The following is a 25,818-nucleotide window of genomic DNA, read 5'->3' as shown; positions in this document are numbered from 1 at the left end:
AAAAAGGATGCCGCTACTATCGGGGCTATGGCTTTCAACTTCAAATAAAACTTTGTCAGAGGTTCAACCTTTGACAAAGTTTTTCTTAATTTTTTTTCTCAAAATCCTATTAAATGAATTGGATTTCCAAGATTTTCAACAAACAAAATACCTTTCTGTTCTTGCTGATAGGAATGGTAATTTTAGCGAAAGTCATTCCTTTCCAAGAGTCTTACAATCAGTATTTTAATCTTGTGGGATTTATAGATTGGGGAATTGCGGGGATTTTTCTGTTGTATGGACTGAAACTCAATCTCAAAGAAGTCATAAAAGATGTCTCCAACTGGAAACTGCATTTGCTGATTCAGTCGGGAACATTCATTATTTTTCCTTTGTTGGCGTTGATGTTTTATCCGTTTCTGAAAGATACACCGTATTACAATATTTGGCTTTCGGTTTTCTTTTTAGCGAGTTTACCGTCCACGGTTTCATCATCTGTCGTAATGGTTTCAATCGCCAAAGGAAATGTCACTTCAGCCATTTTCAACGCATCGATTTCCGGAATCATTGGGATTTTAATGACGCCGCTTTGGATGAGCTTTTTCCTCACAGCTAATGGAGAATCTGGCAATCAATCCGAGATTATTCAGCAACTTTTATTAAAAGTTTTGTTGCCTATTATTTTAGGAATTATCCTTAATCCAATCTTCAAAAAATGGGTGACTAAATATGCTAATATCATTTCAGAATTTGACCGATTGATTATTTTGCTCATCGTTTATGAAAGCTTTTCAGCGGCTTTTATTGATAATATTTTTGTGGCTGTACCATCATTTGTGTTTCTTGCTTTGGCTTTTAGCGTTGTCTTTTTGTTTTTTGCAACCTATTACATCCTGAAATTCATTGCAGAAAAACTGAACTTTAAAAAGAAAGATGTCATCACAACAACCTTCTGTGGTTCAAAAAAATCCTTAGTTCACGGGACTTTGTTTCTCTTGGTTTTAGGTATTCCCGATGACCAAAAAGTTTTGTTTTTGTTGCCGGTAATGATTTACCACAGTTTTCAATTATTCTACGTAAGTTGGTTAGCAAATAAAATTGCCAAAAGAGAAATTACTGAAGAAGTTTGATTTTAAAATTTATTAAAACCACATAGACACATAGAAAATATTAAAATTAAATTTCTGAAAAAGAATAAATAGTATCGCTGCTGCTATTTTACCTTATTACTACGAATAGCTATGTGTCTATGTGGTAAAAAAAGTAGTTTTAAGTTAAAGTTTGTGGACTTTGCGTTCAAAATCATCAATAATAAAATATAAACCTTAATTTTAAATAGACCTAAAAAATTAACATTATGAAAAAAATATTAACCATTTCTGCTATCGCATTATCTGCGGTTTTCTATTCTCAGGTTCAGAAAGTAGAGCCAGCTTTTTGGTGGAGCGGAATGAAAAATCCTGAACTACAATTATTAGTTTATGGAAAAGATATCCAAAATCTTCAACCAGAATTCTCTGGCGAAATCAAAATCAAAGAAGTCAAAAAAGTTGAAAACCCGAATTACCTTTTTGTAACAATCGATACAAACGGTGTTCAGCCACAAAAAGCAAAACTGAACTTTAAAAACGGAAACAAAACTGTTAAAACCATCGATTACGAATTCAAACAAAGACAACAAAACTCGGCGAATAGAGATTCTTACACCTCTTCTGATGTAATGTATCTGATAATGCCGGACCGTTTTGCCAACGGAAATCCAAAAAATGACAATACTCCAGACACAGCTGAAAAAGCTGACCGAAGCAAAACTGGCGGACGTCACGGTGGAGACATTGCTGGAATTGTAAAAAATCTGGATTATCTTCAGGAATTAGGAATTACAACACTTTGGAATACACCTTTGTTAGAAGATAACGAACCTGGTTTTTCTTACCACGGTTACGCACAAAGCGATTATTATAAAATAGACCCGCGGTACGGAACTAATGAAGATTACAAAAATTTGGCTGACGAACTTCATAAACGAAAAATGAAACTCGTGATGGATTATGTGACCAATCACTGGGGTTCAAAAAGTTGGATAATCAAAGATTTGCCGTCGAAAGATTGGATTCATTATTGGGAAGGGCAGGAAAATGGTTTCAAACGAAGTAATTATAAAATGACGACCCAATTTGACATCAATGCTGCAAAAGCTGATGCGGCAGATTGTATGGACGGCTGGTTTGATACGACGATGCCGGATATGAACCAAAGTAATCCAATGGTTGTGAATTATATGGCGCAGAATGCAATCTGGTGGATAGAATATGCTGGTTTGGACGGTTTCCGTGTGGATACTTATTCTTATAACGATAAAAAAGGAATAGCAGATTGGACAAAACGTATCACCGACGAATATCCGAAATTCAATATCGTTGGGGAAGTCTGGATGCAAGATCCTGCTCATATGGCTTATTGGCAAAAAGATTCTAAAATAGGCGCAATAGAAAACTTTAATTCTTACTTGCCATCTGTAATGGATTTTTCACTTTATGATGCTATTGGTCAGGCTTTCAAAGAAGAGCCGGGCTGGAACGCAGGAATGCAGAGAGTTTATGGGAATTTTACCAATGATTTCCTTTATCCTGATATCAATTATATCTTGGTTTTTGCTGAGAATCACGATACGAACAGACTGAATCAAATCTATCCAAAAATAGAAGACTACAAACTGGCAATGAGCTTGATTCTGACAGTTCGTGGAATTCCGCAATTGTATTACGGTTCCGAAATTGGAATGGCAGGTGATAAAAATAATGGTGGCGATGGAGAAATCCGAAAAGATTTCCCTGGCGGTTGGGCTGGTGATGCGAATAATGCTTTCACAAAATCAGGAAGAACAGCTTCTCAAAACCAGTATTTTGATTATACCAAAAAATTGTTGAATTGGAGAAAAACAAATGAAGCGGTTCATACAGGGAAAACTTTGCATTACATCCCGAACAATAATGTTTATGTTTATTTCCGATATACGGATAAAAAGAGAGTAATGGTTGTAATTAATAACAATAAGGAAAATCAGAATCTGGATTTGAAGCGTTTTTCTGAAGGTTTGAATAATTTTACAAAAGGAAAAGATATCATTTCTGACAAAGATTTTGATTTGAAAACAAATTTGTCCATTCCTGCGAAATCTTCATTAATTTTAGAACTTAAATAAAAATTAAAATGAAAAAAATAATTTCCATCGTCTTACTCTCGTTTTTTATATTTTCGATTCCACTTTCGGCTCAAAAGAAAGGCTTTTACGAAAATGTTCAGAAAAAAAATATGGCTAAAGTCTTAGACGATTTGAACACATTTGCGGCCAATGCAGATTTCAAGAATTACTTTGATTTGTTTGCGCAGGAATCACAATACATCGGAACAGATGCAACGGAAGTTTGGCAAAAGCAAGAGTTCAAAGATTGGGCAAAACCTTATTTCGATAAGAAAACAACTTGGAATTTCAAATCATTAAAACGAAATATCTACTTCAGCAAAGACGGAAATTACGCTTGGTTTGATGAAGTTCTGGATACTCAGATGAAAATCTGCAGAGGGTCTGGTGTTCTCGAAAAAATAGGTGGAAAATGGAAAATCAAACAATACGTTCTTTCCGCAACAATCCCGAATGAAGTGATAGATGAGGTCACCAAAATCAAAACACCAATCGAGGATGCTTTCATCCAGAAATTAAAATAACAAATTGTCATTCAGAGCGAAATGAAATGAAGAGAAGAATCTTTATGAGATTCCTCCTTCGTCGGAATGACATTAACTTAAATATAATAAACAATGACTAAAAAAATAAAACCAAATCTTTCCATCGCTCAGATTATCAATATGAGTATGGGATTTTTGGGAATCCAAATGGCGTTCGGTTTACAGAACGGAAATGCCAGCAGAATTTTAGCAAATCTGGGAGCTGACGTTCACGAGTTGTCTTGGTTCTGGTTGGTAGCGCCTGTTACAGGATTAATCGTTCAGCCAATCATCGGGCATATGGGAGATAATACTTGGAGTCCGTTAGGAAGAAGAAAACCTTATTTTTTGATAGGTGCAGTGTTGTGTGCAATCGGATTGGTTCTCCTTCCAAACGCCGCTTCAGTGACTAATCTTATTGCAGCCAATGTATTATTGTTGGCGGTGATTTTCTTAGCAATGATGGATGCTTCCATCAACGTTGCAATGGAACCTTTCCGAGCTTTGGTTGGCGATATGTTACCAAAACATCAGGGAACAATCGGGTTTTCTGTTCAAACGATTTTGATTGGTATTGGAGCTGTTATCGGTTCTTATCTTCCGGATTGGTTAACCAAATTAGGAATTTCCAATGTTGCTCCGGAAGGTTTTGTAGCGGATAATGTGATTTTTTCTTTCTATGTTGGTGCAGGATTTTTGATTCTAACCATTCTTTACACGATTTTCACAACCAAAGAATATTCTCCGGAAGAATTTGCATCATTTGAAGATGGAAAAGAAGTTACAGAACCTTCTAAATTTTCTGATATATTCAAGGATTTTGCGAACATTCCAACTCAAATGAAAAGACTGGGGATCGTTCAATTCTTTTCTTGGTTTGCTTTATTTACGATGTGGGTTTTCACCACAAGTGCCTTGGCAACGCATCATTTCGGGTTGTCTCCGGAAGATACGCATTCGGAAGCTTTTAATAATGCAGGAGATTTGACGGGAAAATTATTCGGGATGTATAATCTTTGGGCAATTCCGTTTGCATTTTTATTAACACCGATTGCTAAATTCTTAGGGAAAAAACAAACGCACGCTTTAGCTTTGTTAGCTGGAGGTTTGGGGTTGATTTCAATGTATTTCATCAAAGACACATCAATACTTTGGATTTCAATGATAGGATTAGGATTTGCTTGGGCAAGTATTTTAGCAATGCCTTACGCGATGTTAATCGAAGTGATTCCGCAGAGGAAAATGGGTGTTTATATGGGGATTTTTAATTTCTTCATTGTAATTCCTCAAATCATCAACGGTATTTTCGGTGGACCAATAGTTTCCAATATCTTTGGGAAAATGGCAATTGATTATGTTGTTGTTGGTGGAATTTGTATGTTAATTGGAGCAGTTGTAACAATGATTTTCATCAAAACGGAAGATGAAACGTCAAAAGAAATTGAAGAAGAAATTCAGCAGGTTCATTTTTAATAATGATTTATAAAAAGATTCTAATATCAAGTATTATACTGATAATTCTTTCTGTAATAATGTTTATAGTTGGAATTAGTTTGTTTACTTATAAAGGAAAAGAACTGAATCCAATAATTATTAAATTGGGAGAAATCAGTTTTGCTTTTTGGTTGCCGGCTTTGATTTTAGGAATTATTTTATTTTTTATTTCTATAATTTTAACAGTAAAAAAGAAAGTGAAATAATATTAGAATCTATTTTTCTTCTTAATACAAAATCCACCAATCGGTGGATTTTTCGTTTTTACTGAATGAATTTTGATTGAAAATTCAAATTATAAACTAAAATAATCAAATCTTAGTAAAATTTTAGACATCGTAATTTCTCAAGCTTCCACAAATTGAAAATCAATACTTTATGAGCGTTTTTTGTTTTAATGAATATCGTATAAAAATCAATATTTTGTATGTTTTTGATAGTATTGAAAATATTTTTTTGTGAAAAAATCAATGATATTGAAAATTAGTTTATACATTTGTACCGTTCAAAACAAGCAAATATGAATAACACAATTATTATTCTTGTCATTATTAGCATTATCGGATTCCGGTGGTGAGTGATGGCTTGTGATAATTATTGAAATTGAAATAATACAAACCATTCTCATCACGAGAATGGTTTTTTTTATGGTAAGAAATCTAACAAACAAATATAAAAACCAATACAAAATGTATTACAATGACGACAGTGTTCTCTTTTTTGATGGGGAATATGTGAAAGCAAAAGAAGCTAAAACCGACCTCTACGGTCAATCGTTACACTACGGATATGCTGTTTTCGAAGGAATTAAATCTTACAAAACAGCCAACGGAACCAAGATTTTCAAAGCTGAAGAACATTACGACAGACTTCGTAAATCAGCCGAAACAATGATGATGCCTTTCGATTATTCTACCGAAGAAATGGTGGAGATTACCTACAAACTTTTGGAACAAAATAATCTAAGCAATGCTTACATCCGTCCATTAGTGATTTGCTCTCCGAATATGGCTTTGTCAAAAGGACAGAAAAGTTATCTCGTTATAGAAGTTTGGAATTGGGACAACGGTTATATGGCAAACAAAATGAGAATTATGACTTCGTCATTTGAACGTCCAAATCCAAAAGCTTTCAAAGTAGAAGCAAAGGTCAGTGGACATTATGTAAACTCCATTTTGGCTTGTCAGGAAGCTAAAGATAAAGGTTTTGATGAAGCTTTAGTTTTAGATGCTGATGGAAATGTTGCTGAAAGTTCCGGTGCCAATATCTTCTTCGAAAAAGGCGGAAAACTTTTCACACCGGCAAAAGGAAGCATTCTTCCTGGGATTACCAGAGCGACAGTTTTTGAAATCTGCGATAATCTTGGAATTCCTTACGAAGAAAAATTCTTCAAACCTGAAGAAATGCAAGGTGCAGATGCAGGTTTTTTCTGTGGAACAGCAGCAGAGATTGTAGCCTTGGATTCTTTGGATAACGTTCCTTTCAAACTGAATTGGGAAGATAGTTTATCCGCAAAAATTCAGACAGCTTATCGCCATTTAGTATTAGAAGAAGATTATTCTTATTTAAAATCAAACTTGCAATATGTGTAACGTAGAACTGAACAAATATTCCAAAACACTCACGAAAGACCCAACTCAACCCGCAACTCAGGCAATGTTTTACGGGATTGGTTTTCAAAAAGAAGATTTCGACAAAGCCCAAATTGGTATTGCAAGTATGGGTTACGACGGAAACACTTGTAATATGCACTTAAATGGTTTGGCTGAAATTGTAAAAAAGGGAGTTAAAGAACAAAATTTGGTTGGATTAATGTTCCACACTATCGGAATCAGTGACGGAATGACCAACGGAACCGACGGAATGCGTTATTCTCTTGTCAGTCGCGACATCATAGCAGATTCTATCGAAGCAGTTTGTGCCGGACAATATTACGACGGATTAATTACAGTTCCTGGTTGTGATAAAAATATGCCGGGTTCTCTGATGGCGATGGCGCGTCTTGACCGTCCTTCGATAATGGTTTACGGAGGAAGTATTGCTCCCGGACATTACAAAGGCGAAGATTTGAATATTGTTTCGGCTTTCGAAGCCTTAGGAAATAAAATTGCAGGCAAAATTTCTGAGGAAGATTTCCAAGGAGTAATTCAAAATTCTTGTCCAAGTGCAGGTGCTTGTGGCGGGATGTACACTGCGAACACAATGGCTTCCGCCATCGAAGCTTTGGGAATGAGTTTGCCTTATTCCTCATCTTATCCGGCATTAAGCAAAGAGAAAAAAGAAGAATGCCAGTTTGCCGGTCATTATGTTAAAATTCTTTTGGAAAAAGATATTAAACCATCCGATATAATGACTCCTAAAGCGTTCGAAAATGCTTTGAGGCTGATTATGATTTTAGGTGGAAGCACAAACGCGGTTCTCCATTTTATAGCGATTGCAAAATCTATTGGATACGATTTGACTTTGGATGATTTCCAGAAAATCAGTGATGAAACCCCATTTTTGGCTGATCTTAAACCAAGTGGGAAATATCTGATGGAAGACCTTCACAAAGTGGGCGGAGTTCCTGCAGTAATGAAATATCTGTTGGATTTAGGATTGCTGCACGGTGATTGTTTAACGGTTACAGGAAAAACAATTGCTGAAAACCTGGAACACGTCACTTCAATTATTGATAGGGAACAAAACATTATTCACGATATCAAAAATCCAATCAAAGAAACAGGTCACATCAGAATTATGTACGGAAATCTTGCGGAGAAAGGTTCTGTTGCTAAGATTACCGGAAAAGAAGGCGCTTATTTCAAAGGAACAGCGATTGTTTTTGACGGAGAAAAAGAATTCATCAAAGGAATCGAAGAAAAAAAAATCAAAGAAGGAAATGTGGTTGTGATTAAAAACGAAGGTCCAAAAGGCGCACCTGGAATGCCGGAAATGCTGAAACCAACTTCGGCTTTAATGGGTTCAGGTTTAGGTAAAAATGTTGCCTTGATTACAGACGGAAGATTCTCAGGAGGAACACACGGTTTCGTGGTTGGTCATATCACACCTGAAGCTTTTTCCGGAGGATTGATTGGATTAATTAAAGATGGCGACGTGATTGAATTGGATGCCGAAAAAAATACTATCAACGCATTGTTGTCACACGAAGAAATTACTAAAAGAAAAGCCGAGTTCCAACAACCCGAATACAAAGTGAAAAGTGGCGTGTTGTACAAATACGCCAAATCTGTGGCAGACGCCTCACAAGGTTGTGTAACCGATTTATAATTAAAAAGTAAAATTGAAAATAATATGAGTACGCTTGAAGTAAAGGAAAATAAAGATGCAGAACAGCAGAAAGCGGTAGAAATCTCCGGTTCAAAAGCTGTTTTAGAAGCTCTGTTACAGGAAAATGTTGATACGATTTTCGGTTATCCCGGCGGAGCAATTATGCCGATTTATGATGCTTTGTACGACTATTCCGAAAAATTGAAACATATTTTGGTTCGTCACGAGCAAGGTGCAATTCACGCAGCACAGGGATTTGCGAGAACTTCCGGAAAAACCGGAGTGGTATTTGCAACCAGTGGTCCCGGTGCAACCAATTTGGTAACGGGTTTGGCAGATGCGATGATAGATAGCAACCCGATTGTCTGCATTACAGGTCAGGTTTTTGCCTCACTTTTGGGAACAGATGCTTTTCAGGAAACAGATGTTATCAATATTACAACGCCGGTTACAAAATGGAATTATCAAGTGACTGACGCAACAGAAATTCCGGAAGCAATTGCCAAAGCTTTTCATATTGCAAGTACAGGTCGTCCCGGTCCGGTTTTGATTGACATTACCAAAAATGCTCAATTACAGCTATTCGAATATTTAGGTTATAAAAAATGTAATCATATCAGAAGTTATCGTCCTGAACCTGAAATCAGAAATGAATATATCGAGCAAGCAGCAGAGCTTATTAATCAGGCAAAAAAACCATTCGTTCTGTTTGGACAAGGTGTGATTTTGGGTAAGGCTGAACAAGAGTTCAAAGCTTTTATTGAGAAAGTTAATCTTCCCGCAGCTGCAACGGTGATGGGATTGAGCGCACTTCCCACCAATCACAAATTGCACGTAGGAATGTTAGGGATGCACGGAAACTATGCACCAAACGTAATGACTAATGAATGTGATGTTCTGATTGCTGTCGGAATGCGTTTCGATGACAGGGTTACAGGACGTTTGGATAAATATGCAAAACAGGCAAAAATTATTCACCTTGATATAGATCCAGCTGAAATCGATAAAAATGTGAAGACAACAGTTCCTGTTTGGGGAAATTGTAAAAAAACACTTCCACTTTTAACTTCTCTTCTCAAAGACAATGACCATTCAGATTGGCTTGAAAAATTCCGTGAACTGGAAAAAGAAGAAATCAAAGAAGTTATTCAAAACGAACTGAATCCAACAACCGATGTTATGACAATGGGAGAAGTCATCAAAGTTCTGAATGAACTGACAAATGGTGACGCTATTATTACAACCGATGTCGGTCAGCATCAAATGGTTGCTTGTCGATATGCGAATTTCAATAATTCTAAATCCAGTGTTACATCAGGAGGTTTAGGAACAATGGGATTTGGTTTGCCTGCTGCGATTGGAGCTTGGTATGGCGCACCTGAAAAAACGGTTGTTGCGATCATTGGCGATGGTGGATTTCAAATGACTTTGCAGGAATTAGGAACAATTATGCAGTTTGGAGCGAAGGTTAAAATTCTGATTCTCAATAATGAATTCCTTGGAATGGTTAGACAATGGCAACAACTTTTCCACGACAGACGGTATTCTTTTGTGAACATCACAAGTCCTGATTTCGTAGCAGTTGCGAAAGGTTATTACATCGACGGACAAAAAATAGCTGAAAGAAAAGACCTCAAAAATGCTTTAGAAACAATGATAAATCACGATGGCGCTTATCTTTTAGAAGTAATGGTTGGAAAAGAAAATAACGTTTTTCCAATGGTAGCACAAGGAACTTCGGTTTCGGAAATCAGACTTAAATAATTTATAATTATTTATAAAACAATTCAAAGAAATTAAGAGACAGATTATCAGTCTAATAAACTTTGCTAAGTTTTACGCCTTTGCGAACTTTAAAACATTGAATTAAATAAAAAAACTTTGCGGACTTTGCGTTTAAAAAATATCTGCAAACCATTTCCAACTCTTTGGAACTTTAATTTATCATAAAATGGAAAAACAAGAATTTACCATCACATTATACACAGAAAATTCGGTTGGATTAATTGGCAGAATATCAGGGATTTTTTCACGAAGAAAAATCAATATCGAAAGTCTTAATACTTCTCCTTCCGAGGTTGAAGGCATTCACAGATTCACGATTCTTATTAATGAAACCGAAGAAGTTGTTAGAAAACTTTGCCGTCAGCTAGAAAAACAAATCGATATTCTGAAAGCTTATTTCAATACCGATGATGAGATTGTTTGGCAGGAACAAGCGCTTTATAAAGTTCCCGCAAATGTTGTAACAGAAAAGGTTTATGTAGAAAGATTGCTTCGTCAATATGGAGCTTCAACAGTTGTGATTCGTCAGGATTACATCGTTTTTGAAACAGCAGGACATCGTGAAGAAATCGACCGATTGACGGAAGAACTCAACAAGTATGGACTCATCGAATTCGTTCGTGGAGCAAGAATCGCAATCATCAAAAACAGCGCAGGAATCCACGAAAAAGTCCTCGAATTCGAAAAAAGGGAACCTTCACCAGAACTTATAGAAAACGAATATCTCGACAAAAGAGACGACGTTTTCACAATGTAAATAAACAATCAAACTTTGTTGAGCGTAAGCATCTTCGTGAACTTAAAAACATTCAATTGTTAAAAAAATCTTCGTGCGCTTTGTGTTCAATTTTAGACAATCTTCAAAACAAAATTTAATAAAATCAAGACAAAATAAAAATGGCAAATTATTTCAATACCTTATCACTCAGAGACCAGTTGCATCAGTTAGCACAGGCAGATTTTATGGACAGTTCAGAGTTTTCTGATGGCGTTTCTGCGTTGAAAGGAAAGAAAATCGTAGTTGTAGGATGCGGCGCTCAAGGTCTGAACCAAGGTCTGAATCTGAGAGACAGCGGATTGGATGTTTCTTACGCATTGCGTCAGGAAGCAATCGACCAAAAGAGAGATTCGTGGAAAAACGCAACCGAAAATAATTTTAAAGTCGGAACTTACGAAGAACTGATTCCAACTGCGGATTTGGTTATCAATTTAACGCCCGACAAACAACATACTTCTGTGATTAATGCTGTTCAACCTTTGATGAAACAAGGCGCAACTTTGTCCTATTCTCACGGATTCAATATTGTTGAAGAAGGGATGCAAATCCGTAAAGATTTAACCGTAATTATGGTTGCTCCAAAATGTCCTGGTTCCGAAGTTCGTGCCGAATATCTGCGTGGTTTTGGTGTTCCGACTTTGATTGCCGTTCACCCAGAAAATGACCCTCAAGGAAAAGGTTGGGCAGAAGCGAAAGCGTATTGCGTAGGAACTGGCGGTCACAAAGCTGGTGTTTTGAAATCCTCTTTCGTTGCCGAAGTGAAGTCCGATTTGATGGGCGAACAAACCATTTTGTGCGGACTTTTACAAACGGGTTCTATTCTTTCTTTCGACAAAATGGTGGAGAAAGGTGTTGATGCAGGTTACGCTTCCAAATTGGTTCAGTACGGTGTTGAAGTTATTACAGAAGCCTTGAAACACGGCGGTGTGAGCGGAATGTTAGACAGACTTTCGAATCCTGCAAAACTCAAAGCATTTGAACTTTCGGAAGAACTGAAAGACATAATGCGACCACTTTTCCAAAAACATCAGGATGATATTATTTCGGGCGAATTTTCCAAAACAATGATGGAAGATTGGGCAAATGGCGACGCCAATCTTTTGAAATGGAGAGCAGAAACAGGAGAAACTGCTTTCGAAAAAACACCTGCAGGTGATGTGAAAATCGATGAGCAGGAATATTTTGACAATTATCTTTTGATGTTGGCGTTCATCAGAGCAGGCGTTGAGTTGGCTTTCGAAACAATGGTCGAAGCTGGAATCAAGCCAGAATCTGCTTATTATGAGTCACTTCACGAAACCCCTTTGATTGCCAACACCATTGCCAGAAAAAAACTGTTCGAAATGAATCGTGTGATTTCCGACACCGCAGAATACGGCTGTTATCTTTTCGACCAAGCTTGCAAACCGTTGTTGGCGGATTTTATGAAGTCAGTGGATACAGATTTGGTCGGAAAAGACTTCAATGAAGGCAAAAAAGCTTCGGTTGACAACGCACAATTGGTTTACGTAAACGATATTTTGAGAAATCATCCCGTAGAAATTGTCGGCAGAAAACTGCGTCAGGCAATGACGGCGATGAAGTCGATTAAAACAGTTTAAAATTAGGAGCTAATCCCGCTTTCCGCTATATCTTTTGCTCTTCGTTCCTCATCACAAAAGGATGCCGCTGCAAATCGAGGTACGAGATTCGATGATTCAAAAAATAGAATAAAAGAAAAGAGTCAATCGGGGCTATGGGATTTGTCATAAAAATGAAGATTGTTCCTAAATTCAAATTTTGTCATTCCGTACGAAACCTAACGAAATGTTTTAAAACTGCTGAGATTCCTATGGAATGACAAATTGAATTTTTATTCTTTGCTGAGCGAAGCGCCTTTGCGAACCATAAATTTTTTCAATAAGATTATAAAAACCTTTGCGCTCTTTGCGTTTAAAAATAAAAATAATGTCAACCCCAATCATCCAAATTTCAAATCTGAATTTTCAGTACGATAAACCAATATTGAGCAATTTCAATTGGCAAATATCTTCTCGAGAATGTTGGATGTTAGGTGGATTAAGCGGAAGCGGAAAAACAACTTTAGCCAAAATCATTTCAGGAGAAATTAAAAATTTCGAAGGGGAAGTTGAGGTCAATTTTGATGAAAATTCAGAATTGCCAAAGAAAGTTTTGTATGTTTCCAATTGGTTTCAGTTCAGTAATCTGGAAGGCGACCGCAATTTTTATTATCAGCAACGTTATAATCAACAGGCAAAAAATGATACACTAACTGTTTTTGCAGAACTCAGTCATTTCGGGAAAGAAGAAAATCTGGATTTCAGGATATTGGAATCTTTTTTAGAACCTTTTGGATTTGATAATTTTAAAAATCAGCAATTAATAGAATTGTCGAGCGGTGAACACAAGAAATTACAATTGTTGAAAGCACTCTGGTTAAAACCTCAAGTTTTGATTATCGACCAACCTTACACAGGTTTGGATGTGAAGTCGAGACAGTTTTTGAATCAGGCTTTTGATGTTTTAATTAAAGAAAATGTCACATTGGTTTTAATTAATAATGATGACGAATATCCAGAAAGTGTTCAATATTTTGTTGAAATTGAAAATGGAAAATTAGTTCATCAAAATTCTCCAAAAGAATTTTCAAAAGGTGAAGAAAGGATTCCGAAATCGCTTCCGTTTTTTCTTCAGAATAATCAGGAGAACGAACAGGAAAATCTCATCAAATTAGAAAATATCAATATTTCTTACGGTGAAAAACAAGTTTTGAAAAACATCGATTGGGAAGTTAATTCGGGAGAACAATGGCTGTTGCAAGGTCATAACGGTTCAGGAAAATCAACATTATTAAGTCTACTAAATGGCGACCATCCGCAAGCTTATGCCAATGAAATTCATCTTTTTGGACAAAAGCGGGGAAGTGGCGAAAGTATTTGGGATATCAAAGAAAAAATCGGAATGATTTCACCCGAATTACATTGGTATTTTGATATGAATGCGAATGTCGGACAAACGATTGCTTCCGGTTTTTTTGATTCGATGAGTTTGTATCAGAAACTGAGTTTTGACCAGCAACAACAATTGGAACAGATTCTCTATTTCTTCGATTTGAAAGATGATAAAAACAAAAAATTAAATACACTTCCTTTAGGAAAACAACGTCTCGCTTTACTCGCAAGAACATTGATTAAAAAACCAAAACTCCTGATTTTGGATGAGCCTTGTCAGGGAATGGATAATGAACAGACGCAATATTTCAATCAGGTTATTGATGATTTGGCAAGTCAGGGCCAATCGTTGATTTATGTCGGACATTTTGAATCTCAATTACCAAAAAAACTCAGTCACAAACTCGTTCTGGAAAACGGAACAACAAAAATTAAAACCAAAATCAAAGAATTTTTAATATAAATGAAGATGAACGAAACGCTGATATTTCCAAACTTGGAAGCGGTAAAAGAAGCCCGAAAAAGTATAGAAAATGTCGTGAACTACACGCCTTTGCAATACAATGCAAGATTGTCAGAAAAATTTGGTGCGAATATTTTCCTCAAAAGAGAAGATTTACAGCCTGTAAGGTCGTACAAATTGAGAGGTGCTTACAATAAAATAAAAAGTCTTTTCAATGAAGGCAAAACTTCGGATGGAGTTGTCTGTGCAAGTGCGGGAAATCACGCTCAAGGTGTGGCTTTTTCGTGCAAACAGCTCCAAATCAAAGGAACGATTTTTATGCCTGTGACAACGCCGAAACAAAAACTGGAACAAGTCGAAATGTTTGGTGGAAACTTTGCCGAAATCAAATTGGTTGGAGATACTTTTGATGCATCAAAAAATGCGGCTTTAGATTTTGCAGAAACATCTGGAGCGGCTTTTATTCATCCATTTGATGATATTCAGATTATTGAAGGTCAGGCGACTTTGGCTCTAGAAATTTTAGAACAGAATACAGATTTTATAGATTTCATCTTCATTCCGATTGGCGGTGGTGGTTTGGCATCGGGAATTTCAACTGTTTTTAAAGAGTTATCGAAAGAGACTCAATTAATCGGAGTGGAACCAAAAGGAGCACCTTCTATGAGAATTTCCATCGATAATAATCTTAATACAGAACTTTCAGAAATCGACGGTTTTGTTGACGGTGCAGCAGTGAAAAGAGTAGGAGATTTGACTTTCGAGATTTGCAAAAAGTCACTTTCAGATTGTATTCCTGTGGATGAAGGGAAGATTTGTGAAACAATTCTTCAACTTTATAATAAGGATGCAATTGTTTTGGAACCAGCTGGGGCTTTATCTATTTCGGCTTTAGAACAATATAGAAATCAGATTAAAGGCAAAAATGTAGTCTGTATCGTAAGCGGAAGCAACAACGATATTACAAGAATGGAGGAAATCAAAGAACGTGCTTTGCTTTACAATGGTTTGAAACATTATTTTATGGTCAAATTTCCGCAGCGTCCTGGTTCTTTGAAAGATTTTGTTCTGAATGTTTTAGGAGAAAATGACGACATCACCCATTTCGAATATACCAAGAAAAACTCACGAGAAACGGCTTTGGCAATCGTCGGAATCGAACTTTCTAATATTTCTGATTTTAATGGTTTGAAACAAAGAATGCAAAACCTCGGTTATTTTGAATCTTATCTCAATGATAATCCGGATGTTCTTAGTATGCTAGTTTAATTAATAAATCGTTTAAAAAATAAACTCCGACAATCGTCGGAGTTTCTCGTTCTTACCGTACATCAATGCATAAGGATTTTGAAAGCTGGAAATTTGTATCAACAAAAAAGCCTTACAATTAAAATCAATTTAAAATGAAAACAGTATATCACAGCGCAGAAAGCAGAGGTTACGCTAACCACGGTTGGTTGAAAAGTCATCACACTTTTAGCTTTGCCAATTATCACAATCCGGAAAGAAACCATTTCGGAGTTTTGAGAGTTTTGAATGACGATTACGTAGAAGGCGGAATGGGATTCGGGAGACATCCACACCGCAATATGGAAATTATTTCGATTCCGTTGGAAGGTGATTTGCGTCACGGTGATAATATGGGAAATTCCGGAATTATCAAAAGAGGTGATATTCAAGTAATGTCAGCTGGAACCGGAATTATGCACAGTGAAGAAAATGCAATAGAACAACCTGTGAAGTTTTTGCAAATCTGGATTATCCCAAACAAAACCGATGTAACTCCAAGATATGATCAAATAGACATCGAGGAAAAATCAGTTCAGAATGATTTTCAGCAGATTCTTTCGCCTAATACAGATGATGCTGGCGTTTGGATTCATCAGGATGCTTGGTTCAACTTGGCAAAATTCGACAAAGGTTTTTCCAAAGAATATAAAATCAACAAATCTGGAAACGGTGTTTACGTTTTCGTGATCAAAGGAAAAGCAAAAATTGGTGACCAAATTCTGGATGAAAGAGACGGTTTAGGAATTTGGGATACAAACAGTTTCACTTTAGAAGCTCAGGAAAACTCAGAAATATTATTGATAGAAGTTCCAATGGAATTGCCAAGATAATTATAAAATTAATCAAACCACATAGAAACATAGGAAAGCTTAATAATTACATAAAAAGATAAAACAGAAACTACTATTTTATCTTGAATCCCTACAAAAACTATGTGTCTATGTGGTAAAGCAAAGTTGTAATCTGCGAGAGATACTTTTTATTAATTTATCCTGTATTAACTCAGAGTTATTAATTTAATATTTTTTTAAGAAAATAACACACAGCTCGGTATGAGAATTGTCATTGAAAAATCTTAAATTTGGCACTTTAAAAAGTGAAACTGAAAACAGACGGAACGCTACGAACGAAAGTTCTTAAGAAATAGAAAGATTTCAAGCGTTTTATCCACAAAAACATTAATATTTACAGATGAGATTACTTATTGTTGGAAATGGCGGCCGTGCTTCGGCTTTAGCAACTAAATTGAGCGAAGATAGCAGAATTACGAAAATGTTTTTTGCGCCTGGTAACGCCATGACAGAAAAATTAGGAGAAAATATAAACGAAACAGATATCACTGCGCTTAGAGATTTTGCAATTAAAAACAAAGTTGATTTGACAATTGTTGGTCCAGAAGCTCCTCTTGTAGAAGGGATTGTGGATGAGTTCAAGAAAGTTGATCTTAAGGTTTTTGGTCCATCAAAAAAAGCAGCTTCTCTAGAAGGCAGCAAAGCGTTTTCGAAGAAGTTTATGAAAACTTACGGAATCAAAACCGCACAATCTGTAACGTTTGATTCTTACGTAGATGCTAAAGAATATTTGCAGAGTCAATCTTTTCCTTTGGTTATCAAAGCTAGCGGTTTAGCTGGTGGAAAAGGCGTTGTGATTGCTGAAGATTTGGAAGAAGCAGAAGGTACAATTCATGATTTTATGATTAAGAGAATCTTCGGGGATTCTGGGATTCAGGTAATTATCGAAGAGTTTCTTCAAGGTTTCGAAGCTTCAATTATCGGAGTTTCCAATGGCGACAAAATATTCCCTTTCGTGCCTGCAAAAGATTACAAAAAAGTAGGAAATGGCGACCAAGGTCCAAACACAGGCGGGATGGGTTCTGCGGCACCAAGCCCAGAATTTACAGAAGAACATCAGCAAGATTTCGTAGAACATATTATGAACCCAACGGTTGACGGTCTTAAAAAAGAAGGTCTTAGCTTCAAAGGATTTATTTTCTTCGGATTGATGATTACCAAAAACGGAACTTATCTTCTAGAGTACAATATGAGATTGGGCGACCCAGAAACGCAGGTTCTTTTGCCGTTGTTGGAGAATAATTTGGTAGATGTTATCGAGGATTGTCTTCACGGGAAAGAATTGGATTTGAAATTCAAAAATAAAAAAGCAGTTTGTTTGGTGATTTGTTCAGGAGGTTATCCTCAGAATCACGAGACTGGCTACGAGATTACAGGCGCAGAAAAAGTGAAAAACAGCAACTTACTTTATGCTGGCGCAGATTACAGAGGAGACAGAGTGGTTTCCACGGGCGGTAGAGTTTTGAACTTGGTTGCGCTTGGAGACTCTTTCGAAGAAGCCCGCAAAAAAGTTTATGAAGATGCTGTGACTGTAGATTTTGACTACGGATTTTACCGAGAAGATATTGCGAAATTCTAAAATATACAGAGATGTTGGGCGACCAATGTCTCTTTGTTTTTTAAGAAGCTTCATCCCGCTTTCCACTATATCTTTTTTGTCATTGCGAACGAAATGAAGCAATCTGTAGAACCATTCAGCAATCGCAATAACAAAAAAGGATGCCGTTACAATCGGGGCTATGGCATTCATCATAAAAACAAGTTTTGTCATCAATTGAAAGATGATAAAATAATAATTATAATAATAACAAGAATAAAAGAACACACTCTTTGTCATTCCTACGAAATGGCAAAAGAGCAAAAAAAGAGGAAGTCCTTGATAAGTTTGAAGTTTATACTGAGCTTGTCGAACTACCTTTGTGAATCTTAAAATATTTTCAAAAAAGTCAAAAAAACTTTGTGGGCTTTGCGTTTAAAAATTCATAATTAATAATTACAAAAGATGCCTTGGAATCCTGATCTTTACGACCAGTTCAAACAAGAACGTTCAGCACCGTATTTTGATTTAATAAAATTGGTGGAATTAGAATCCAATATGTCGGTTATGGATTTAGGTTGCGGAACAGGCGAATTAACGTCCGGACTTTTGGATTTCATTCCAAATTCTCAAATTACAGGAATCGATACTTCTGCAGAGATGCTCAAAAAAGCGGAACAATTTGCAACTAAAAGATTACAGTTCTTCCAAAGAAGTGTAGAAGAACAAATAGAATTGGATGAAAAGTTTGATTTGATTGTTGCCAACGCCTCTTTGCAATGGTGCAAAAATCATGATGTATTGTTTCCCAAACTGATTTCAAAACTGAATCCAGAAGGACAATTAGCCGTTCAGATTCCATCGAATCATAATTTTATCGTTCATCAATTATTGTCAGTCGTTGCAGAACACGAGGTTTATCAGAAACATTTCAACGGCTGGAAAAGAGAATATTCGGTTCTTAATATAGAAGATTACGCTAAGATTTTGTCAGACAACGAAGGCAAAAAAATTAACGTTTTCGAAAAAGTTTATCCACACATTATGAAAGATGCGGATGCAGTTTTTGACTGGGCTTCTGGAACAGCGATAATTCCTTTCGTAGAAAAACTTCCGGAAGATTTGAAAGAGCAATACAAGCACGATTATAAAGAAGAACTGAGAAAAGTTTTCACAGGTTCGCCGGTGTTTTATCCGTTCAAAAGAACCTTTATTTACGCACAATTTTAAAAAATATTACAACATTATATGCAAAACGGAATTATCATTTTAGACTTCGGTTCACAGTACAACCAACTTATCGGGAGAAGAATCCGTGAAATGGAAGTTTATTCGGAAATAGTACCATTCAATACACCATTATCAGAAATTCTTGAGAAAAAACCAAGAGGAATCATCCTTTCCGGAGGTCCAAGTTCTGTGAACGCAGAAAACGCACACCTTGTAGAAAAAGAATTGTATGAGCAAGGAATTCCGGTTTTAGGAATTTGCTACGGAATGCAATTAACTGCACATCTTTTGGGCGGAAAAGTGGCTAAAGGCGAAAAAGGTGAATATGGAAAAGCGCACTTGGAAATCGTTAAAGAAAACGAATTATTGAAAGGTGTTTACCAAAATTCAATTGTTTGGATGAGCCATTTTGATGAGGTTGCAGAATTGCCAGAAGGTTTTGAACTCAATGCAAAATCTGGTGTTATTGCTTCAATTTCCAATCCTGAGAAAAAGATTTATGCGGTACAATTTCATCCGGAAGTTTCTCATTCCGAAGAAGGAGGAAAAATGTTGGAGAACTTCGTATTCGGAATTTGTAAGTCAGACAAAAACTGGAAACTGACAAATTATATCGAGAAAACAGTTGCTGAAATCAAAGAAAAAGTGGGAACTCAAAAAGTGATTCTTGGACTTTCTGGTGGAGTAGATTCTTCTGTTGCAGCAGTTTTGATTCACAAAGCAATTGGTGACCAACTGAATTGTATCTTCGTAGATACTGGACTTTTGAGAAAAGACGAAGGCAAAAAAGTAATGGAAAATTACGGAAAGCACTTCGATATGAATATCAAAATGGTAGATGCTTCCGAAAGATTTCTTTCCAAATTAGCAGGAATCGGTGACCCTGAAGAAAAACGTAAAATCATTGGTAACGAGTTTGTTCACGTTTTCGATGAAGAATCTCATTCAATCGAAGGAGCAAAATTCTTGGCACAAGGAACAATCTATCCAGATGTTATCGAATCTCAATCCGTAAAAGGACCTTCAGCAGTTATCAAATCTCATCACAATGTAGGCGGACTTCCTGAAGAAATGGAATTCGAATTGTTGGAACCTTTGAGAGAATTGTTCAAAGATGAAGTAAGAAAAGTAGGGGAGGAATTGGGAATTCCGCACGAGTTGGTTTACAGACATCCATTTCCTGGACCAGGTTTGGGAATCCGAGTTTTGGGCGAAGTAGATGCAGAAAAAGTTAGAATATTGCAGGAAGCAGACGATATCTTCATCGAAGAATTATATAAAAATGATTTGTACGAGAAAGTGTCTCAGGCTTTCGTAGTCCTTCTCCCAGTGAAATCTGTAGGTGTGATGGGAGATGAAAGAACTTACGAATACACAGCAGTTGTACGTTCTGCCAACACAATTGATTTTATGACTGCCACTTGGAGCAGATTGCCTTACGAATTTTTGGACACTGTTTCCAGCAGAATCATCAATGAAGTTCGTGGGATTAACAGAGTGGCTTATGATATCAGTTCAAAACCACCAGCAACCATCGAGTGGGAATAATGAATATTCAAAAATAATAAACGTCTGGAATTTTCCAGACGTTTTTGTTTTTATCAATTGGTTATCTCTTCCTCACATTCTCCAAAATATCAGGGAAATAGAGGTCAGAAAGATGTTCGAACTCGTCACCTCGCATAAACATAGACGCATCTACCTGATCATAGGATTCTCTTCCTGCAGCAGCAATCAGCTCGTTACAAGTGTGCAACGTATTTTTATGGAATTGATAAACACGCTCGGTTTTATCGTTGGTATCAAGACCTTTGATAAGCATTTTATCTTGCGTCGCAACGCCGGTTGGGCAAGTATTGGTGTTGCATCTCAACGCTTGGATACAGCCTAAAGAAAACATAAAACCTCTGGCATTATTACAAAGGTCAGCGCCCATTGCGACAGCTCTTAAAATATCCAGGGATGTTAAAACTTTTCCGCTGGCAATGATTCTCAATTTATCTCTTAGTTCATAGTTAATCAAGGTTCTGTTGACGAAAATCAATGCTGGTTCCAATGGCATCCCAACACCGTCTGAGAACTCTGGTGGCGCTGCGCCCGTGCCGCCTTCTGCACCGTCTATGGTGATGAAATCCGGATAGATGTTCAGGATGTTCATCTGTTCGCAAATGTCTTCAAACTCTTTGGTATCACCGATACAAAGCTTGAAACCGATTGGTTTTCCGCCAGAAAGTTCACGTAATTGCTGTACGAATCTCAACAAACCTTCGCCATCAGAAAAAGCACTGTGCGATGGTGGCGAAAGAATCGTAACGCCAGGTGGGACGTGTCGGATTTTAGCAATCTCTGGCGTGTTCTTCACGGCCGGCAAAACACCGCCGTGACCTGGTTTTGCACCTTGAGATAATTTGATTTCAATCATTTTTACATTATCCAGATTCGAATATTTTGTAAACAATTCGGCATCGAAGTTCCCTTCTTCATTTCTGCATCCAAAATAACCCGTGCCAATCTGCCAGCAAAGGTCACCACCTTCCAAATGATGTGGAGATATGCCACCTTCACCTGTATTATGATAAAAATTACCTTTTTTTGCGCCTCGGTTCAGAGCCATTTGCGCGCGGTCACTCAATGCACCAAAACTCATTGCAGAAATATTAAAAAGTGATGCATTATATGGTTGCTTACAATCTTTACCTCCGATAATCACTCTTGGCAGTTCTTCTTTTGGATGTTTGGCGTAGATAGAGTGTTTGATGCCTTCATATTTCCGATGATTGACTTCTAATTGGGTTCCGAATGGGACAGTATCACTCAAATTTTTCGAACGTCTGTAAACGGCCGACCTTTGATGTCTTGGGAAAGGTTTCCCATCTGTTTCTCTTTCTATAAAATATTGCTGAATCTCGGGCGAGATTTCCTCAAAAATATACCTAAAATAACCAAGAACAGGGAAATTTCTAAGAATGGCGTGTTTGGTTTGATAGGTATTGTAAATGCCTAAAATGTAGAGGGACGTCAGCAAAATCGGAATCCAGTACTGCGCTTTTATCAGCAGAGCTGTTGCCCACGTCACGATTAATACAACGATTCCCCAAAGGATGAATTTGTTTCTCATAAGAATGTTTTTGAATCTGTGTCAAATATAAAACCATTTCAAAGATAAGTTTGAAATGGTCTTTTTTTCTTGATTAAATTTAATAAATTCTTAGTTAATCTGTTTTGTATAAATGTAATAATTTTTATCGAATTCCACTGGTTTGTCAGATTTCAAAGTAGTGGTCTGATTCTGTTCCGTTGGTTTCAATTTCTGTCCATCTGCCAGTCTGATTGGAAGTTTCAAATTCGGAACAACATTTGTCCATTTGTAAGTCAGCTGATTTCCATTCTGCTTATATTCTAAAGTTGGAATTTTGATGGTCGTCAGATATTGGTCAAAAATTGATTTCAAATCAATGCCTGATTTTTCAGAAAAGTAATTCTGAATTTGTGCTGCGGTTACAGTCTGATGGTAAAAATCCTTATTCAAACCTATCAGGATTTGACGAAATTTCTCATCATTATTAATCACCTGACGAATCGTATGAATCATATTCGCTCCTTTCGGGTACATATCGCTGCTGCCTTCATTTCGAATGCCGTATGTTCCGATGATTGGTTTATCATTCTGAATATTTCCTCTTAATCCTTGAAGATACTTATTGCCATCGGCTTTCCCAAAAACATAGTCCACAAACAAAGTCTCGGAATAAGTTGTAAAACTCTCGTGAATCCACATATCCGCTTGGTCTTTTGCCGTGATGTTGTTCGCAAACCATTCGTGTCCCGTTTCGTGGATGATGATATAGTCCCATTTCAAGCCAATTCCTGTTCCGGAAAGGTCTCTTCCGAGATAACCATTTTGATATTTGTTTCCGTAAGCAACGTTACTTTGATGTTCCATCCCAAGATGCGGAGACTCTACCAATTTATAAGAATCCTCATAAAAAGGGTATGGTCCAAACCAATGCTCAAAAGCTTTCATCATTGGTTTTACTTGCTCAAATTGTTTTTTAGCTTTGTCAAGATTGTAATCCAAAACCCAATAATCCAAGTCCAATTTTCCTTTTTCGCCGTCAAAAGTATTTTTGAAATTCACATATTTCCCAATCGATGGAATGATGGAATAATCATTAATTGGACTTTTTACTTCCCAAAGCCAAGACTTTTTATCGCCAAGATTTTCTTCTTTGATTAATTTTCCGTTTCCAACGCCAACCAAATCTTTTGGTGTTATGATTTTGAAAGTAATTCCGTTATCCGGCTCATCACTCCAAATATCTTTTACAGGCAACCAAATGCTCGCACCGATTCCTTCATCTGCAGCAGTCATCCACGGATTTCCGTTTTTGTCTTTGGTAAACATCCAACCACCGTCCCAAGGTGCGTGTTTTGCAATCGTTGGATTTCCAGAGTAATCAATATCAATCGTATATTTTTCTCCTTTTTTGAATTTCTTTTTTGCAGAAATAAAAATGAAATCTCCGTCTACTTTTTTATCAACAATAGGAAAATTAGCTGTGATTTTGTCAGCTTTCATCGGACTTTGAAGATCGATTTGAAAAACAGGATTCAAAACATCTTTCTCAATCGTCAAACTGATTTTATTACTTCCTTTGATGCTTTTCGCTTCAAAATTAGGCTCCAAGACAATATCATATTTCTTAACATCCCAAAAGTTTCTGAATTCTGTATTAGAACCTTTTAACGTGTCTATTCTGGTAGGATTAGGGGTTTCAAACATTTGCGCTTGAGAAGTACCTGAAATCAATATGGCGAACAGTAAGATTTTTTTCATTGTTAATTTTTTTTGAGGTCTAATAAGTTGGCGTTTAACTGTTAAAAGTTACAGAAATTGAATATTAATTACCACAAAGGTCACAAAGATTTACACCAAGTTCACTATAATAATTGTGGGCTTTGTGAAAAAGCCATTGTGAACTTTGTGTTTAAAAAAAATTAGAAAATATTTTCCTGATAAAAATGCTTCGTCTCTTCGATGATTTCGTCAATTTGTTCAAGAGTTAAAGCCTGAAGAAACTTAGTCTTGAATTCTTTAAAATGCGGAATTCCACGGAAGTAATTGCTGTAATGTTGACGCATTTCCACAATTCCGGGACGTTCGCCTTTCCATTCTACAGACCAAAGTGCGTGGTTTTTCACAGCTTCTAATCTTTCTGCAATAGTTGGCTCAGGAAGAATTTCGCCAGTCTCGAAAAAATGTTTAATTTCATTGAAAATCCAAGGATAACCAATCGCACCACGACCAATCATTATTCCATCACAGTTATATTTGTTTTTATATTCCAACGCTTTTTCAGGAGAATCAACATCGCCGTTTCCAAAAATTGGAATTTCAATATTCGGATTGTTTTTGATTCTTGAGATATGTTCCCAATCTGCTTCACCTTTATACATTTGAGCACGAGTTCTGGCGTGGATGGTTAAAGCTTTAATTCCGACATCTTGTAGTCTTTCGGCAACTTCATCAATATTGATTGAATCATTATCCCAACCTAATCTCGTTTTTACAGTAACTGGCAAATGTGTAGAACTGACAACAGCTTTCGTTAATCTCACCATCAAATCGATATCTTTCAAAACACCAGCTCCGGCGCCTTTGCAAACGACTTTTTTTACTGGACAACCGAAATTAATATCCACCAAATCTGGTTCTACAGTCTCCACAATTCTGGCTGACATTGCCATTGCTTCTTCATCGCCACCAAAAATCTGGATTCCCACAGGTCTTTCGTAATCGAAAATATCGAGCTTTTTACGACTCTTTATCGCATCACGAATCAATCCTTCCGAAGAAATAAACTCCGAATACATCAAGTCTGCGCCGTGCATTTTGCACAATTTTCTGAACGGTGGGTCACTTACGTCTTCCATAGGTGCCAGCAAAAGCGGAAAGTCAGGAAGTTCTATGTTGCCAATTTTTACCATTCTGCAAAGATAATGATTCCTATTCGGACTAATTTAAAATCAGTCTTAATTCCTTATTTAATAAATTTGTGGTATAATAATCAATATGAAAAAAGTATTTCTAACAGCCGTTCTAGCAATGGTATTTTCGTGTGCAAAAAATGAAAATTCTGGTAATAAAGATGTTATTGCTTCTGAACCAGAACCTACGCCAAAAGTCGTAACCGATCCAATTGCCGAAGGTAAATCGTTGGTTGAAGGCGCAGATTGTTTAGGTTGTCATAAACTAGACGAAAAAATGATTGGACCCTCTTACAAAGAAGTGGCAAAAAAATATGAGAACACACCGGAGAATGTAGAAATGCTGGCGGAGAAAATCATCAAAGGAAGTTCTGGTGTTTGGGGAGATGTTCCTATGCCTGCTCACAATGGATTTAGCAAAGAAAATGCGAAATTTATGGCGCAGTATATTTTATCTTCAAAATAAATTTTGC

At 36.7% G+C, this 25,818-nt stretch carries 19 protein-coding genes; 16 read left to right on the top strand and 3 right to left on the bottom strand.

Features of this window, described 5'->3' with window-relative positions:
• The first annotated feature begins 113 nt into the window (after positions 1 to 113).
• From V7P73_RS12275 to guaA, 15 genes are all read left to right on the top strand, one after another.
• Positions 114 to 1,109: a bile acid:sodium symporter gene (locus V7P73_RS12275; protein WP_333854106.1), complete on the top strand. Its 996-nt coding sequence runs from the start codon at positions 114 to 116 to the stop codon at positions 1,107 to 1,109.
• 227 nt (positions 1,110 to 1,336) lie between these two features.
• Complete coding sequence (locus V7P73_RS12270; protein WP_333854104.1) at positions 1,337 to 3,184, top strand: glycoside hydrolase family 13 protein; 1,848 nt, start codon at positions 1,337 to 1,339, stop codon at positions 3,182 to 3,184.
• An 8-nt stretch (positions 3,185 to 3,192) separates the two neighbouring features.
• Complete coding sequence (locus V7P73_RS12265; RefSeq protein WP_333854102.1) at positions 3,193 to 3,708, top strand: nuclear transport factor 2 family protein; 516 nt, start codon at positions 3,193 to 3,195, stop codon at positions 3,706 to 3,708.
• 93 nt (positions 3,709 to 3,801) lie between these two features.
• Positions 3,802 to 5,181, top strand: a complete 1,380-nt coding sequence (locus V7P73_RS12260) for an MFS transporter (protein ID WP_333854101.1) — start codon at positions 3,802 to 3,804, stop codon at positions 5,179 to 5,181.
• Between the two features lie 668 nt (positions 5,182 to 5,849).
• The gene (gene ilvE, locus V7P73_RS12255; RefSeq protein ID WP_333854099.1) at positions 5,850 to 6,794 is read left to right on the top strand and encodes a branched-chain-amino-acid transaminase; all 945 of its coding nucleotides are present in this window, start codon (positions 5,850 to 5,852) and stop codon (positions 6,792 to 6,794) included.
• Complete coding sequence (gene ilvD / locus V7P73_RS12250; protein ID WP_333854098.1) at positions 6,787 to 8,472, top strand: dihydroxy-acid dehydratase; 1,686 nt, start codon at positions 6,787 to 6,789, stop codon at positions 8,470 to 8,472. Before ilvE ends, ilvD begins: the two co-directional genes overlap by 8 nt.
• A gap of 24 nt (positions 8,473 to 8,496) precedes the next feature.
• A complete protein-coding gene (gene ilvB, locus V7P73_RS12245; RefSeq protein WP_333854096.1) occupies positions 8,497 to 10,236 on the top strand; it encodes a biosynthetic-type acetolactate synthase large subunit in 1,740 nt (579 codons plus the stop codon).
• 187 nt (positions 10,237 to 10,423) lie between these two features.
• Entirely contained in the window at positions 10,424 to 11,014 is a 591-nt protein-coding gene (gene ilvN, locus V7P73_RS12240; protein WP_027384999.1) for an acetolactate synthase small subunit, read from the top strand.
• 140 nt (positions 11,015 to 11,154) lie between these two features.
• Positions 11,155 to 12,636, top strand: a complete 1,482-nt coding sequence (gene ilvC, locus V7P73_RS12235; protein WP_333854092.1) for a ketol-acid reductoisomerase — start codon at positions 11,155 to 11,157, stop codon at positions 12,634 to 12,636.
• 346 nt (positions 12,637 to 12,982) lie between these two features.
• Entirely contained in the window at positions 12,983 to 14,449 is a 1,467-nt protein-coding gene (locus tag V7P73_RS12230) for an ATP-binding cassette domain-containing protein (RefSeq protein ID WP_333854090.1), read from the top strand.
• Positions 14,450 to 15,718, top strand: coding sequence for a threonine ammonia-lyase IlvA (gene ilvA / locus V7P73_RS12225; RefSeq protein WP_333854088.1), 1,269 nt, complete (start codon positions 14,450 to 14,452; stop codon positions 15,716 to 15,718).
• 134 nt (positions 15,719 to 15,852) lie between these two features.
• A complete protein-coding gene (locus V7P73_RS12220) occupies positions 15,853 to 16,569 on the top strand; it encodes a pirin family protein (RefSeq protein WP_333854086.1) in 717 nt (238 codons plus the stop codon).
• Positions 16,570 to 16,930: 361 nt separating this feature from the next.
• Positions 16,931 to 18,169: a phosphoribosylamine--glycine ligase gene (purD, locus tag V7P73_RS12215; protein ID WP_333854084.1), complete on the top strand. Its 1,239-nt coding sequence runs from the start codon at positions 16,931 to 16,933 to the stop codon at positions 18,167 to 18,169.
• A gap of 423 nt (positions 18,170 to 18,592) precedes the next feature.
• Positions 18,593 to 19,357, top strand: a complete 765-nt coding sequence (locus V7P73_RS12210; protein WP_333854081.1) for a methyltransferase domain-containing protein — start codon at positions 18,593 to 18,595, stop codon at positions 19,355 to 19,357.
• 18 nt (positions 19,358 to 19,375) lie between these two features.
• Positions 19,376 to 20,905 carry a glutamine-hydrolyzing GMP synthase gene (gene guaA, locus V7P73_RS12205; RefSeq protein WP_333854079.1) on the top strand — a complete coding sequence of 510 codons (1,530 nt, stop codon included), beginning with the start codon at positions 19,376 to 19,378 and terminating at the stop codon, positions 20,903 to 20,905.
• A 61-nt stretch (positions 20,906 to 20,966) separates the two neighbouring features.
• On the opposite strand, the gene V7P73_RS12200 is transcribed toward guaA, so the two are convergent.
• From V7P73_RS12200 to dusB, 3 genes are all read right to left on the bottom strand, one after another.
• A complete protein-coding gene (locus V7P73_RS12200) occupies positions 20,967 to 22,475 on the bottom strand; it encodes an FMN-binding glutamate synthase family protein (protein WP_333854077.1) in 1,509 nt (502 codons plus the stop codon).
• 90 nt (positions 22,476 to 22,565) lie between these two features.
• Positions 22,566 to 24,194, bottom strand: coding sequence for a M1 family metallopeptidase (locus tag V7P73_RS12195; protein WP_333854075.1), 1,629 nt, complete (start codon positions 24,192 to 24,194; stop codon positions 22,566 to 22,568).
• A gap of 161 nt (positions 24,195 to 24,355) precedes the next feature.
• Positions 24,356 to 25,345 (bottom strand): tRNA dihydrouridine synthase DusB, encoded by a 990-nt coding sequence (gene dusB, locus V7P73_RS12190; RefSeq protein WP_333854073.1) that lies wholly within the window; start codon positions 25,343 to 25,345, stop codon positions 24,356 to 24,358.
• 85 nt (positions 25,346 to 25,430) lie between these two features.
• Here dusB and V7P73_RS12185 point away from each other — a divergent pair, with 85 nt between their 5' ends.
• Positions 25,431 to 25,811 (top strand): c-type cytochrome, encoded by a 381-nt coding sequence (locus V7P73_RS12185; protein ID WP_333854071.1) that lies wholly within the window; start codon positions 25,431 to 25,433, stop codon positions 25,809 to 25,811.
• Positions 25,812 to 25,818: the final 7 nt, after the last annotated feature.

Source organism: Epilithonimonas sp. (assembly GCF_036780765.1).
In the GTDB taxonomy this organism is placed as follows: domain Bacteria; phylum Bacteroidota; class Bacteroidia; order Flavobacteriales; family Weeksellaceae; genus Epilithonimonas.
The sequence above is the reverse complement of the archived record's forward strand: the minus strand, read 5'-3'. Positions and strand labels throughout refer to the sequence as shown.